At 61.0% G+C, this 13,700-nt stretch carries 15 protein-coding genes; 6 read left to right on the top strand and 9 right to left on the bottom strand.

Features of this window, described 5'->3' with window-relative positions; translation table 11 throughout:
- Positions 1 to 97 precede the first annotated feature (97 nt).
- From BLV45_RS24850 to cysM, 4 genes are all read left to right on the top strand, one after another.
- Entirely contained in the window at positions 98 to 511 is a 414-nt protein-coding gene (locus tag BLV45_RS24850) for a MarR family winged helix-turn-helix transcriptional regulator (protein WP_090537617.1), read from the top strand.
- A 6-nt stretch (positions 512 to 517) separates the two neighbouring features.
- Positions 518 to 2,308: a chloride channel protein gene (locus BLV45_RS24845; protein WP_090537615.1), complete on the top strand. Its 1,791-nt coding sequence runs from the start codon at positions 518 to 520 to the stop codon at positions 2,306 to 2,308.
- Positions 2,309 to 3,158: 850 nt separating this feature from the next.
- Positions 3,159 to 3,641 carry a universal stress protein gene (locus BLV45_RS24835; protein ID WP_090537614.1) on the top strand — a complete coding sequence of 161 codons (483 nt, stop codon included), beginning with the start codon at positions 3,159 to 3,161 and terminating at the stop codon, positions 3,639 to 3,641.
- Between the two features lie 71 nt (positions 3,642 to 3,712).
- Positions 3,713 to 4,615: a cysteine synthase CysM gene (gene cysM / locus BLV45_RS24830; RefSeq protein ID WP_090537613.1), complete on the top strand. Its 903-nt coding sequence runs from the start codon at positions 3,713 to 3,715 to the stop codon at positions 4,613 to 4,615.
- Positions 4,616 to 4,649: 34 nt separating this feature from the next.
- Here cysM and BLV45_RS27310 read toward each other — a convergent pair whose 3' ends face one another.
- On the bottom strand, positions 4,650 to 5,003 hold the full coding sequence (locus BLV45_RS27310; protein WP_143130472.1) for a hypothetical protein: 354 nt from the start codon (positions 5,001 to 5,003) through the stop codon (positions 4,650 to 4,652).
- A 78-nt stretch (positions 5,004 to 5,081) separates the two neighbouring features.
- Between BLV45_RS27310 and BLV45_RS27665 the strand changes: the two genes are divergently transcribed.
- On the top strand, positions 5,082 to 5,360 hold the full coding sequence (locus tag BLV45_RS27665) for a hypothetical protein (protein ID WP_176954243.1): 279 nt from the start codon (positions 5,082 to 5,084) through the stop codon (positions 5,358 to 5,360).
- Positions 5,361 to 5,582: 222 nt separating this feature from the next.
- Here the strand turns inward: BLV45_RS27665 and BLV45_RS24820 are convergent, their stop codons facing one another.
- The 4 genes from BLV45_RS24820 to BLV45_RS24805 form a co-directional block, all read right to left on the bottom strand.
- Complete coding sequence (locus tag BLV45_RS24820; protein WP_090537611.1) at positions 5,583 to 5,810, bottom strand: hypothetical protein; 228 nt, start codon at positions 5,808 to 5,810, stop codon at positions 5,583 to 5,585.
- A gap of 254 nt (positions 5,811 to 6,064) precedes the next feature.
- The gene (locus BLV45_RS24815; protein WP_090537609.1) at positions 6,065 to 6,268 is read right to left on the bottom strand and encodes a cold-shock protein; all 204 of its coding nucleotides are present in this window, start codon (positions 6,266 to 6,268) and stop codon (positions 6,065 to 6,067) included.
- Between the two features lie 356 nt (positions 6,269 to 6,624).
- A complete protein-coding gene (locus BLV45_RS24810) occupies positions 6,625 to 7,110 on the bottom strand; it encodes an SRPBCC family protein (protein WP_090537607.1) in 486 nt (161 codons plus the stop codon).
- Between the two features lie 115 nt (positions 7,111 to 7,225).
- A complete protein-coding gene (locus BLV45_RS24805) occupies positions 7,226 to 8,107 on the bottom strand; it encodes an NAD(P)H-binding protein (protein ID WP_090537605.1) in 882 nt (293 codons plus the stop codon).
- A gap of 432 nt (positions 8,108 to 8,539) precedes the next feature.
- Here BLV45_RS24805 and BLV45_RS24800 point away from each other — a divergent pair, with 432 nt between their 5' ends.
- Positions 8,540 to 9,487 (top strand): glycosyltransferase family 2 protein, encoded by a 948-nt coding sequence (locus BLV45_RS24800; protein WP_090537604.1) that lies wholly within the window; start codon positions 8,540 to 8,542, stop codon positions 9,485 to 9,487.
- Between the two features lie 65 nt (positions 9,488 to 9,552).
- Here the strand turns inward: BLV45_RS24800 and BLV45_RS24795 are convergent, their stop codons facing one another.
- The 4 genes from BLV45_RS24795 to BLV45_RS24780 form a co-directional block, all read right to left on the bottom strand.
- Positions 9,553 to 10,440, bottom strand: coding sequence for an ABC transporter permease (locus tag BLV45_RS24795; RefSeq protein ID WP_090537602.1), 888 nt, complete (start codon positions 10,438 to 10,440; stop codon positions 9,553 to 9,555).
- Entirely contained in the window at positions 10,437 to 11,264 is an 828-nt protein-coding gene (locus tag BLV45_RS24790; RefSeq protein ID WP_090537600.1) for an ABC transporter ATP-binding protein, read from the bottom strand. The genes BLV45_RS24795 and BLV45_RS24790 overlap by 4 nt, the downstream gene beginning before the upstream one ends.
- A gap of 189 nt (positions 11,265 to 11,453) precedes the next feature.
- A complete protein-coding gene (locus tag BLV45_RS24785; protein ID WP_090537598.1) occupies positions 11,454 to 12,527 on the bottom strand; it encodes an ABC transporter substrate-binding protein in 1,074 nt (357 codons plus the stop codon).
- A 52-nt stretch (positions 12,528 to 12,579) separates the two neighbouring features.
- Entirely contained in the window at positions 12,580 to 13,470 is an 891-nt protein-coding gene (locus tag BLV45_RS24780) for a TauD/TfdA dioxygenase family protein (RefSeq protein WP_090537669.1), read from the bottom strand.
- Positions 13,471 to 13,700 lie beyond the last annotated feature (230 nt).

Below are 13,700 nucleotides of genomic sequence, written 5' to 3'. Positions count from 1 at the left end.
ATTGACCTGACCACCGCCTCCGCCGCAGGTTGAATACAGGCGTAAATATCATAACGTGATATAATTCAGGTTTCACCTGTTTCCCGACGGAGCTCCGATGAAAACCCTCGCTCGCAGCTTGACCAAGGCAGACTTCGAGCAACTGTCCGAGTTTCGCTACCAGATGCGGCGCTTCGAGCGGTTTTCTGAGCAGGCCACACAGAACGAGAACATCACGCCGTTGCAGTATCTGCTGCTCCTGCACATCAAGGGCTATCCGGAGCGCGACTGGGCGACCGTCGGCGAGCTTGCGGAACGGTTCCAGACGCAGCATCACGGCGTGGTCGCGCTTGTGTCCCGCTGTGAGGCGCTCGATCTCGTCCGCCGGAAGACCAGTGAGACAGACCGTCGGCAAGTCGAGGTTCATTTGCTGAAAGCGGGCGAGCAGGTGCTTGCCCGTCTAGCCGAGATGCACCGTGTCGAACTGAAGTCGCTAGACGGTGCCTTTAACGTCCCCCAGATCAATTTTTGAATCACCATGAGTCTTGACACCCATAAGCGCGATTTTTCCATCAATGCGCGGCTTCCCGGTATTTCCACGCTGGCAGCGGGCATCGGCGCGCTCAGCACGTTCGCGGCGTTCTTGCTGCTGGGCCTGATTCACCTGTTCACCAACCTGTTTTTCTTCCAGGAATTTTCGTTTGCGGACCGCTCTCCGGCCCTCAACACGCTCGGTGCATGGGTCATCGTGATTCCGGCGGTGGGCGGCCTGATCGTCGGCTTGATGGCGCGCTACGGCTCCGACAAAATCCGCGGCCACGGCATTCCCGAAGCCATCGAGGCGATCCTGTTCGGCAAGAGCCGCATGTCGCCGAAAGTCGCGATCCTGAAGCCCCTGTCGTCCGGCATCGTGATCGGCAGCGGCGGGCCGTTCGGCGCGGAAGGCCCGATCATCATGACCGGTGGCGCGCTGGGCTCGCTGATCGCGCAGTGCGTGAAGGTCACGTCCGCTGAACGCAAGACGCTGCTGGTCGCCGGCGCCGCAGCTGGCATGACGGCAGTCTTCGGCACGCCGCTGGCCGCGGTATTGCTGGCGGTCGAACTGCTGCTGTTCGAATGGCGCCCGCGCAGTTTTTTGCCAGTCGCCCTTGCGTGCGCAGTCGCAGGTTTCGCGCGTGCGGCATTCTTCGGCACGGGAGCGCTGTTTCCGCTTGAGACCGCGTCTCCCGGCGCGCTGTCACTGCTGTCCTGCATCATCGCGGGTCTGGTGTCGGGCGCGCTGGCGACCGGTCTTTCCACGGCGCTGTACAAGACCGAAGACCTGTTCGGCAAGCTGCCCGTTCACTGGATGTGGTGGCCCGCGCTCGGCGGTATCGTCATTGGTATCGGCGGCTTTCTCGAACCTCGCGCGCTGGGCGTCGGCTATGACGTGATCGGCGACCTGCTGCACCAGCACATTGCCATCCAGATCGCGCTGGCGATCCTGATCGTGAAGGCGGTCATCTGGGTCGTGGCGCTGGGCTCGGGCACCTCGGGCGGCGTCCTGGCTCCCCTGCTCATGCTGGGCGCCGGACTCGGCGTCGTACTTGCCCACGTGCTGCCGGGAGGCGAACCGGCGCTGTGGCCGCTCGTGTGCATGGCAGCCACGCTCGGCGCCACCCTTGGCGCACCGCTGACGGCGATTGCGTTCGCATTCGGTCTCACGCACGATAGCAACGCCCTTTTGCCATTGCTCGCCGCGACGCTGATCGCGCACGGGTTTGCCACGGTCGTCATGAAGCGCTCCATCATGACCGAGAAAATCGCGCGTCGCGGATATCACATCTATCGGGAGTACGGCGTCGATCCGCTCGAGCGTCAACATGTCGACGAGGTGATGTCACGTGCGGTCGAGACAATCGATGGTGATATGTCCGTGCGTGAAGCGCTCGCAACGTACTTCGGCACGACGCAGAAGCATCGCGCCTATCCGGTCGTGCGCGAGGGCGTGCTGGCCGGTGTGGCTGATCGCGCGGCACTGGAAAAGATTCGCGACGCTCAGACCGACGCGACGCTCGACCTGCGTCTCGCCGACGCGTTGCGGCACCATGCCCCCGCGTTTGCGTTGCCCGGCGAAACCTGCCGGCTCGTCGCGACGCGGCTTGCAGTGCATGGTCTCGAACGCTTGCCCGTGGTCGCGGATGCCGGGACGTTACAACTCGTCGGTATCGTTTCGCGCAGCGATCTGGTCAAGCCGTCTCTTGTGCACTTCGACGAAGAGCACAAGAAAGAACGCTTCCAGCGCCTGCGCGTCCACACCGGCAAGCGGCACTTCCCGCCGGTTCGATAAGCAGCTTGCCGTTCCCCGTGCCCCTTCGGGGGCACGGCTGTCGCTCGTGCTGATTCAGCACCGTTTCCCACGAAGAATATCGCCGCACGTCGCGAAGCCATGTCGCGCGTCTCATGGCTCTTCAGCAATCGTTTCAAAGACACGCGCCTCACGGACCGTAGCCGGGAACCCGGCGCGCACACGCGACATCCAACACTGTATCCACGATCGAACGGGTCGCCGGTCGCGTGCGCAGCGGGCGGCCGCCAATCCACTACCACGGGTAGCTGACGAGGATGACCACGACACCTGCATACCGGCGATATAAATCGACCGCCCTTCCCGCCATCCCCCGCTGTGCCTGGGTAATACTGGGCGCCCTCTGCGTGCTCGCAAGCCCGGGCGCGCAGGCACGGGCGATCAAGATCGTCTCGGGTACCTATGGTACGAACTGCGGAGCACCACGCGGCAACGCGACTCATGACCTCGCCCGCCAATGCGACGGCCTGCAGACTTGCCGGTACGTGCTGCGCGAGGCAATCACGGGCGTCCGTTCCATGAGCTGCCACAAGGACTTTCGAGCCGAATGGCGATGCACCGACACCGAATTCCACAGCGCCGCGCTGGGACCTGAAGCGGGACCGGACAGTACCCTCGTACTGGGTTGCATCGAAGAAACCGGCCCTGGCAAATAGACGCCTGAACTCCTCAGATTCTCTGGACAGCGCGCATATATATCACAAAGTGATATATAATGATTTTGACGCTGTGTGCTTCCTGTGGCTCGGTAGCGGCACGCGCGAGCGGTGACCATTCAGTCGCGGCCCGGCTACTGGATAGTGGCGCGTCTCGAATCGGAGCGAATAACGATATGTCTGCGTTCGGACGCATCCTGTTGTGCTATGACGCAACCCGCGAAGGACGGCGGGCGTTGCGCCATGGCGCCGCACTGGCAGAACAGGTCAAGGCGGAAACGCACCTGCTGGCCGTTCTGAACAGCTCGTCATGGACACAGGGGGCTGAGATTGCATCGACCGTGCCGCTCGACGCTCTCGAGCAGTCTGCGAGAGAAATCCTTCGCGATGGAATCGAGAAGCTCGCAGCGCGTGGAGTCATCGCAACGGCCCATTTCGCGATTGGCGATCCGCTGGACCGGATTCCGTTTTTTGCCAATGAGTTGAAAGCCGACCTGATTGTCGTCGGGCATCGCCGGAGCGGTCGGGTCAGGCGATGGTGGAGTGGCAAGAACGACGGATTGCTGCTCGACAGGGTTTCCTGCGCCGTGCTGGTCGCCATGGAGCCGGAAGACGTGGATATACAAGAGCCGGCAGAGGTGTTCTCCGCACGCGCGTAAGGGCGGCGTGAAAAGCGCGCCACCAGACGACTCGACAGCCGTCGTTTTCACATCGTGCCAATACTTCGAACATGACTTACAGAACCATTGAAAGCGTCATTGGCAACACGTCGCTCGTCGAACTCGTTCGTCTTCCTGATGAAACGATCCGGGCGCGCAACAACGTCATCCTCGGCAAGCTGGAGGGCAACAACCCTGCGGGTTCAGTCAAGGATCGCGCCGCGCTGTCGATGATCAAGGGAGCTGAGCAGCGCGGACGCATACGGCCCGGCGACGTACTGATCGAAGCGACCAGTGGCAACACCGGCATTGCGCTCGCGATGGTGGCCGCTCTGCGCGGCTACCGGATGGTGCTGCTCATGCCGGAGGATGTTTCCGTGGAACGGTGTCGTAGCATGGCTGCGTATGGCGCCGAAATAATCCTGACGCCGGCCAAGGGCGGCATGGAGTGTGCGCGGGACATCGCCGGGCAGATGGAACAGGAAGGCCGGGGAATCGTCCTCGATCAGTTCTCCAATCCCGATAACCCGCTTGCCCACTACGAAGGGACCGGTCCCGAGATCTGGCGTGAAACGCAGGGACGCGTCACGCATTTCGTTTCGGCGATGGGAACCACCGGCACCATCATGGGCGTGAGCCGGTTTCTGAAAGAGCAGCGTTCCGCCGTGCAGATCATTGGAGCCCAGCCTGAAGAAGGTTCACGCATTCCGGGCATACGCAAATGGTCCGACGGGTATCTGCCGGCATTCTTTGAACCCACGCGGATCGACCGGACCGAGTCGGTGAATCAGGCGACAGCCGAAGCGACGGCTCGTCGCCTTGCCACGCTAGAGGGGATTTTTTGCGGGATTTCAGCGGGTGGCGCGTGTGCCGTCGCGATGCGCATCGCCCGGGAGGTTGAGAACGCAACGATTGTGTTCGTCATTTGTGACCGGGGCGATCGTTACCTGTCAACAGGCGTGTTTCCAGCGTGACGGACTTGAGCGAAGCCTCAGGAGATGGAGCCGATCATGAGCGCCGACGAGGCCTGGGTATGGCTGATTGCATTGGTGGCGGTGTGGTGCGTCCTCGGCGTCGCGCTGGCTGAACTTCTCCGCGAGGTCGACCCCGAACCTGTTCCGCGTCCACACACAACAGGATCGCCGGATCGGCGAGATAACGCTTCTCCAGCTGTGGCCCGGAAAAGCGTCGCAAGCCGGCAACCGCCAGCACTTCCATGGCGTAGATGTATCCGGTGGCCAAAGACACGTCGCAGAACGCTTCACGCAAACCTGTTCTGCCGGCGATAAACCCGATTATCGCAAGCTGTTCGTCGTCCCTGACGATCACGTCGTGCAGCACCGTCGCCTTGTTCGACGCCATGGGGTTCACCGCTGGTTGCGGTGAATAGAACCCTCAGCGTGCGCTGACGCGCCTCAGAGCCGGATCAACGGCGCCTGGTTGAAGCTGGGCGACCTGGCGAGTCAGATTCGCCAGGTCGCGCGCGACTGCGCCGCACCAGATCGTGTGCTGCTGACCCGGGCGACGGTTGACTGCGTCGCTGCAGTTATTGCGCACGTCGTGCGTGTCGCTTGCGACGCGCTGATTGCGCGTCCGCGCCGCACGGTCCATTTCCCGCTGAAGCCAGTTCCCGAATCCCACAATCGACATAACCGCTACGGCCAGAAACGCAAACTCAATTTTCCGCAAACGCATCGTTGTTCCGGTTTTTCTTTTTGATCAAGTGATTACCGCAGGCTGGCGCACATTTCCACAGCGAGCGAGATGATATCAATGAGCGAGCAGGCGCGCTCGATATCTGGTTCCGCGCGCGGGATGCGTGCCGCACCGCGTTTGCGACTGCCTCGACTTTGAGTTTGACGTTTTCGTGTGACCAAAGCACCGCGGATCACAGTACACGTGCATGCGGCACCGACCGGTTCGCCTGACAGGAAGAACGCTTTAGAGCATGCGGTACCAGATCCGGATGCCCGAATACCAGTGACTGACGCTCGTGTCGTCGCCGGTGCCGAACGTCGACAGGCTTTCGATGTTCACGACGTCGATGCTTTCCTCGGCAATCCATGCATTCGCACGATCAACCAGCGCTGCCGCGTTTTCGTACACGTGTCCCTTGATGAGATGGCGTTGCACCACCTGCCGTTCGAAATCCTTGAAAGCGATTTTCATTGTCGAAGTCTCCTGTATCCGGGTCGTGTTGTGTGCCTCGGGATATCAGTCTATCAACCAAACGAAGCGAACGGAAACGCACGAAGCGGCCGCACAAACGAAACTGCCGCCCGGTAAGGGGCGGCAGCGAACGGCAACCTTAAAGATTGTCGTTAGATCCCGTCAGCCGTGTACCCTCGACGGGCACACTGTTGCGGGGCCGTTCAGGTCTTGACAGGCCTGGGACAGCGATTCAGTGCAACTTTTAAAGCGACTTAAAGCGGCGTGATGTTCGCTGCTTGCATGCCCTTCGGGCCGCGCTTCGTTTCGTAGCTGACCTTCTGGTTTTCAGCCAGCGTCTTGAAGCCATCGCCCTTCACTTCCGAGAAGTGTGCGAAAAGATCTTCACCACCTGCGTCCGGCGTAATGAAGCCAAAGCCTTTGCTGTCGTTGAACCACTTGACGGTACCGGTTTCCATAACCCACCTTGCGTAAAAAATAAAAAATGATCCGCCCCATAAGGAGCGACTGAGAAGAGTCAAGGAGTGAGAGGACAACGAATACCGCTAAAGAGGCGACACATTGATGATCAGCAATCGACCTACTTGAACTTCGGCTCTCACAGTACGCTGTGTGGGTCTTCGAAGCAAGGTTTATTAAGTAACGTTTTGTTGGTCAGGCCCACAGCGGCCACCACAAAGGGTTACGGGCTACCCGCTGACCAAGGCCGCCCACTGATCCAGACGAAAACACGTGACACGTCAGTCCCTTTATGTGTGGCGGGATTTCAAAGGCAGCGAATATCCCTTCCGGCTTCGCCTCGAACGGCAACGCCTCACGTCTCTTCGATACTGAGCAGCCGTGCGTTTAAAAGACGTGCAAGCGATTCGCCGCCCTCGCGCATCACCACATCGTGATTCCAGCGAAAAAACGGACGCGCGATGGGGGCGAGCAGATTCATCCATGGGCGGCTCGTATGGATCTGCCAGTCGTAACGCACGATGGTTGCATCGCCGTCGTTTGAAAATTGCCACCGGCCTGTGCCCCGCACGTCGCCGGTCGCCTCGCCTTCGAGCGCGATCAGCGGATCGACGTGCGTCACGTGCATGTCGAAGACGATCCGGTACGGCAACACGCCTTTCCACGTATAGCGATGAACGGCGCCGATGCCCTCGTCCGTTCCCGACGCGATTTCAACCACGCGCTCGACGTTCTTCCACCACCGCGGCCAGTGCGATGCATCGCGAACGGCAGCCCAGACCGCGGGCAACGGCGCTTCGATTCGCCACGTCGTCGAAAAGCGGTATTGCGCTGTGTGCATGATTTCTCCTGCAATCACGTTGCCATTCCCGATTGCATCCGCCGGGTTTTACGCACCATATTGCCCGATTCCATCACTACACGACCAGGTAAAAGCAGCGTCACAGCGCACCGGTTCAGGTACATGTCGCCGCGGGCGCTCGGCCGATCAGGCCGCGCAACACCGTCTCGACTGTCACGGCACCTTTCATCGTTTCGGCCTCTGACGCCTCGAACCTGATCCAGCCTTCGTTGAAACCGTCGAGCATCTGGATGCGCGGCGCGGGATTCCGCATGCCTTGCGCGCGAAACAGCGACTCCCACGTATCGCGCGGTACGGCTTGCGCCCGCACGTCCCGACCCAGCAGATGACCGAACGCGGCGGCAAGGTCATCAGGGCTCACGCGGCGCGGACCTTCGAGTTCCACCACACGACGCCCAACCCATGTTTCGCCCAGCAACTGTGCCGCGACACGACCGATATCGGCGGTTGCGACCATGGGCACCGCACGCTCCAGCGGCTGTAAAAAGCCTGGCACGATGCCGGTCGTGCTGGCGGGCTCGACATCCCACATCGCGTTCTCGATGAACCACGCGGCTCGCAAAAACGCGACAGGCATCGACAGCGTGCCGAGTTCCTGCTCCATGATTCGCAGTTGCTGCAACAGGTTGGCCTCTTCTGCCTGGGCACCGATCGTCGACAGGCACACGACCTTTCGCGGCCGGGCGGCTTCCAGCGCTTCCCGCAAAGCCGCGATAATCCGACGCGATTCCGGAAAGCCCGGCGACGGATCGAAATTCGGCGGCAACAGAACAAATACACCTTCAGCGCCAGCGAACGCGCGGGTCAACGCCTGCGCGTCTTCCATGTTCGCGAGCGCCACTTCACACCCTGCCCCGGCCCAGGCAGCGCCCTTCTTCGCGTCACGCACTACCGCGCGAACGTCGTGCTGCTGTGCCAGAAGTTGCCGTGCCACAACTCCTCCAACCTGCCCGGTGATTCCGGTAATCGCGAACATTGCGCTCTCTCAGTGAATTGCGGCCCACGCCGCACAGGAAAGCATTCTGGTCACGACACCCTGTTTCATCCAGCGCATGCATGTCATTTGATTGATGCTGTCACGTCATGCATGCATTCAAGGCTGAAAAGAACCTGCGAGCGGTGTTTTTGCCCATTTCACAGGCATCTCCCAGACGCCAACATGAATGAACCCGGCTCGTCTCAAGCAACAAGGTCCGCTGCCCCGCCTGCAGGACAAGTCAGCAAACGTTGTGCCGCACGCGCCCACGGGCTGGGCGATTGCGGCTAATCCGGGAGTTTTGGCTGATTTATTGAGGATTTTTTTCGACTTTTTTTGGGCTACCCTGGTGTTCCATGGTGAGCAGTTCGTCATGGGAGCGAGCTGTATTGACCCTTCACGAACACAGGCTCACGAACCAGGGCGAACCAGATGACGACGCAAACGAAGGTCTCCATTTGTCTGCCGACCTGCAACCGTCCAGATCTCATTGTCGAGTGCATCGAGTCGTGCCTCGCGCAGACACACACGAACATCGAGATCCTGATCGGCGACGATTCAAAGGACGACCGCACGCAAAGGATGATCGCGACGCGCTATCAGCACGAACCCCGCATCCATTACGTGAGGAATACACCTTCGCTTGGACAGGCGCGCAATGTGTCGAGCCTCTTTGCGCGAGCAAACGGCAGCAAGATCCTGCTGATTCACGACGACGACTATCTTGCCGTCGATGGCGTCGAGCGACTGGTTTCGCTCTGGCAGCGCCATCCGGATCTCGACGTGGCGTTCGCGAACCAGTACGAGGTTGATCAGGCCGGGCGTGTCGATCGCGAAGCCAGCGACCGCCTGAACGCCGACTATTACCGCACGAAAAGCGCTGAAGGAATGCAACAGCAGCCGGGGCGCACGGGCCTCATCCAGATGTTCCCGAACAATGGCTGGATGGCGAATGCCGATCTCGTGCGTCGCATCAGCTACAAGGAGCGGTACGGCATGTGCTGCGACTACGTATTTGGCGTCGAACTCTGTCTTGCTGCGAAGCAGGTGTATTACCTCAACGAATACGTGTCGTTCTATCGCAAGACCGACCTCTCCATTTCGACGACAACCAAACGTTCGACAAGCGCGGCTTCGGTTTCGGCGTATGCGTTCATCGAAAAGCTGCGTCTTGAGCGTCAGCTTGAACCGGCGCGCAAGCTCGCACTGCGACGTATCGTGCCGATCGTCGTTTCGGTCTATTCGCGTAACCACGATCCGGTGAAGGGACTGCGTATTGCGGCAAAGAACCTGTTCGCCTATAACTACGGCTTCAGCATGCGGCTTTACTATCACCTCATGATGATTTCGCGTTCGATGCTCACGCTCAAACCGCGTTGATCCGTCGGGATCGCAAGGCTACACGCGCGGCGGGCAACGTGTCGCGCTCAAAACACTCACACGGGTCAATGCTGCACACCCCAACGTCGCACCGTCACGCGTTCCAGCGTGTCGAATACAAGATGCTCGACGAGGAGACCAATTGCAATCACCGCAGCGAGCCCGGCGAACACGCGGTCGGTATAGAGCTCGTTGCGGTTCTGAAAGATGTACCAGCCGAGGCCGCCATTTCCGCTGCTGGCACCGAATACGAGTTCCGCGGCGATCAGCGTGCGCCACGCAAAGGCCCAGCTCACGCGCAAGCCCGCAAGAATCGAAGGCAACGCCGCAGGCACGAGAATCAGCGTCACGTGGCGCAAGCCGCTCAATCCGTAATTGCGTCCCGTCATGCGCAGCGTTTCAGGTACGGCCTGAAAACCTGAATACGTATTGAGCGCAAGCGGCCACAGCACGGCATGTACGAGCACGAACAGCAGGCTGCCTGTGCCAAGGCCAAACCACAGCAGCGCAAGCGGCAGCAGCGCGATAGACGGCAACGGGTTGAACATCGCGGTGAGCATCGAAAGCAGATCACGGCCCACACGCGTCGACACCGCCAGCGAAGTCAGCAGAAACGCGAACACCACACCCAGCAGATAGCCGCGCAGCAGAACCGACAGCGACACCGCCGTCTTCTGCAGCAGCTCGCCCGACAGGATGCCCTGAACGAACGCGCTCAACGTCGCGCCAAACCCCGGCAGCAGCAGATCGTTGTTCAGCACGCGCGCCGCGACCTCCCACGCCGCGAGCAGCACCAGCGCGATCAGCGTCTTGCGCAGCCACGCCTGCGCCATCAATCTATGCGCCACTGGCAACGGCGCTTCGACGACGACGTCGCCTGGCAACCCGGGCGAACGCTCATATTCAGGCCGCACGGGCGGCAACCACGACGTGCTGGAAGTGGGCGTACTCATTGGGCGGGCTCCGTCTCTTCGAACAGCAGTCGATGAATGTGCGCGACGCTGCGCTGAAAATCGATGCGCCCGAAGCTGTCGTGTGAGTATTGATGGCTGTTGAGTTCCGCGCGCACGCGCCCTGGATGCGGAGAGAGCAGCAGGATCCGGTTGCCGACCACGAGCGCCTCCTCGATCGAATGCGTGACGAACAGCAGCGTAAAACGCGTCTCTTCCCACAGGCGCAGCAGTTCTTCCTGCATCTTGCGTCGTGTAAGGGCATCGAGCGCGGCGAACGGTTCGTCCATCAGCAGCACGCGCGGCTCCATCGCGAGCGCACGCGCAATCGCGACGCGCTGTTTCATGCCGCCGGATAACGTATGCGGGTAAGCGTCGACGAACGCAGCAAGGCCCACCTTCTCCAGATAGTGCAACGCACGTTCTTTCGCTTCCGCGCGTCCGAGCTTCTTTGCCGTGCGCAGCGGAAACATCACGTTTTGCAGCACCGTCTTCCATGGCGGCAGCTGGTCGAACTCCTGAAACACGACGATGCGGTCCGCGCCCGGACCGCGCACCGGTTCGCCATCGAGCGAGATCGAGCCCGAGCGCGGCGCGATGAACCCCGCCACAGCCTTGAGCAACGTCGATTTCCCGCAACCGGAAGGCCCGAGCAGCACGAAACGATCGCCGCCGTAGACGTCGAAACTCACATTGTGCGTCGCGCGCACGATGCGTTCGCGGGTGTGGTATTCGAGGTTGACGTTATTCACGGCGAGCAGCCGCTCGCTGACGGCAGGCACCTCGCCAGCTGCGTCCGGAAAAAGGATGGAAGGATTGGCTACCATCACGCGGCTCCTTGCGCAAAGGCTGTATCGAATGATTCAGGCGTCGTGGCGTTCACGAGTGGGTACCGTAAGTGCAAACCAGCACGATACGGTTCACGTACACGCGGACCAACCAATGATTGTGCATATCCAATACAGCCTGACGCATAAGCACCGGTTTCACTGCAATGACGCACGTCGGCGCGCGAACTAGCTTCCGCCCGCTGTGGCCGGATCGTCGAAGAAATAATCCTTCCACGATTTCGGCTCGTTCCGGATCGCGCCGATGCGATACATGAACTGCGCGAGCGCCAGCGTGTTCTGCGGTGCGACCTTGAACTGCACCTGCGGATTGCGGATGATCGACAGCAGCAGAGCGCGATCGATCTTCGAATGATTCACGCGGATATAGGCATCGGCGGCCGCTTCGGGATTGGCGCTCACGTAATGCGCGGCGTCGACGAGCGCGTCGACGAATGCGTGATACGTCTTCGGATTGTCGTTGCGGAATTTTTCCGTCGTATAAAGCACGGTTGCCGAGCTCGGGCCGCCCAACACGTCGTACGAATTGAGCACGATGTGCGCCTTCGGATTGCCGGCCAGTTCCTGCTCCTGGAACGGCGGATTGCCAAAGTGGCCGGTGATTTCCGTGCCACCCGCGATGATCGCGGCCGCTGCGTCCGGATGCGGTACCGTCTGTGTCAGCTTGTCGAGCCGGCTGAAATCCTTTTCGCCCCAGCGCTGCGCGGCGGCGACCTGCAACATCCGTGATTGCACGGAGACCGATACCGCCGGCAACGCGATGCGATCCTTCTCCGTGAAGTCCGCGATTGTCTTCACGTCCGGATTGTTCGACACGAGGTAATACGGGAAATTGCCAAGCGACGCGACGCCCTTCACGTTCTGGCGGCCATGCGTGCGGTCCCAGATCGTCAGCAACGGACCGACCCCGGCGCCCGCGATATCGACCGAACCGGACAGCAGCGCATCGTTGACCGCCGAGCCGCCGGAAAGCTGTACCCAGTCGACCTTGATGTCGATGCCGGCCTTGTGCCCTTCTTTCTCGATCAGTTGCTGGTCGCGTGCGACGTTCAGCAGCAGATAGACGATACCGAACTGTTCAGCGATACGGATCTGTCCTTCGGCATGCGCCGGCGTGGCCACGCCAATGCCCGCGGCAAAAACCGCGAGCGCCACGAACGCAGCGGCGAAGCGACGCACAAAGCGGCGCACGAAGCGCGCGCGTTTAAACGGCCGGGATCCGGCCGGACGAATTGAATGCATGGGGAAGCCTCAGGGTACGTGAACCGGTGCGTCGGAGCGGGCGCGGACGCCGTTAGAACGGCACATCGCCTTCGATGGTCGTGCGATACATCTTGCGGCGCAGATGATCGGGAGTGCCGGCGGCAAGATGCATCAGCGAGCGGTTGTCCCAGAACACCAGATCGTGTTGTGCCCAGACGTGCCGGTAGAGGTGCTCCGGCCGCACGCTGTGCGCGAAGAGCGCGTCAAGCAGTTCGCGGCTTTCGTCGTCGGGGAGGCCATCGATGTGCGTGGTGAAATGCTCGCTGACAAAGAGCGCCTTGCGGCCCGTTTCGGGATGCGTGCGCACGACTGGCTGCAAAACGGGTTTCACCTGCGCGACCTGTTCCGCCGAAAGATTCGGCCGCCACGGGCTGCGCTGCTGCAGTTCCGCGTATTTCGCGAGATAGGTGTGCTGCGCGAGCCGCCCTTCGACTGCGTTGCGCAGATGGGTGGGCAGCGTGTCCCACGCGAGATGCATGTTGGCGAAGAGCGTGTCACCGCCTTCGGCCGGCAATTCCTGCGCATGCAGAAGCGACCCGAGACTGGGTTTTTCCTTGTACGACAGGTCGGAATGCCAGAAATGGCCAGCATCGCCGAGCCCGACTGGCTTGCCGTCTTCGACGATGTTCGACACCACCAGCACTTCGGGATAACCGGCCAGCTGGAACTGGTGCAGCACGTGAATCTGTAGCGGCCCGAAGCGGCGGCTGAACGCGATGTGCTGATCGGGCGTGATGCGCTGATCGCGGAACACCAGCACGTGATGATCGAGATGCGCGCGATGAATGCGTGCGAAGTCGTCCGCGCCGAGCGGCAGGCTCAGGTCGAGACCGCGTACTTCAGCGCCGGCGGGCGCATCGAACGCGCGGATTTCGAGGGGCTGCGATGGCGCGGATCCGGTTGAGCGGGTGTTGGTTTCGATGCCGGCTTCGGCTCGATAAGGGCCCTGATGCGCGGAGCGATGAACGGCTTCATGAGCCGGTCCATGGTCGGAAGTAGCGAATGTCACGCGAAACTCTTCATCAGATTGTCGGATGAGCAAGCGTCGAAGGACGCGCTTTCAAACCGTCAATCTACGGATGTAGCCGATCGTGGGCAACGAAGCAAATCCGATACGTTTATCTGCTGGAGCGATAAGCGCCGCGCTGGCCT

Source organism: Paraburkholderia sartisoli (assembly GCF_900107685.1).
GTDB lineage: Bacteria > Pseudomonadota > Gammaproteobacteria > Burkholderiales > Burkholderiaceae > Paraburkholderia > Paraburkholderia sartisoli.
The sequence above is the reverse complement of the archived record's forward strand: the minus strand, read 5'-3'. Positions and strand labels throughout refer to the sequence as shown.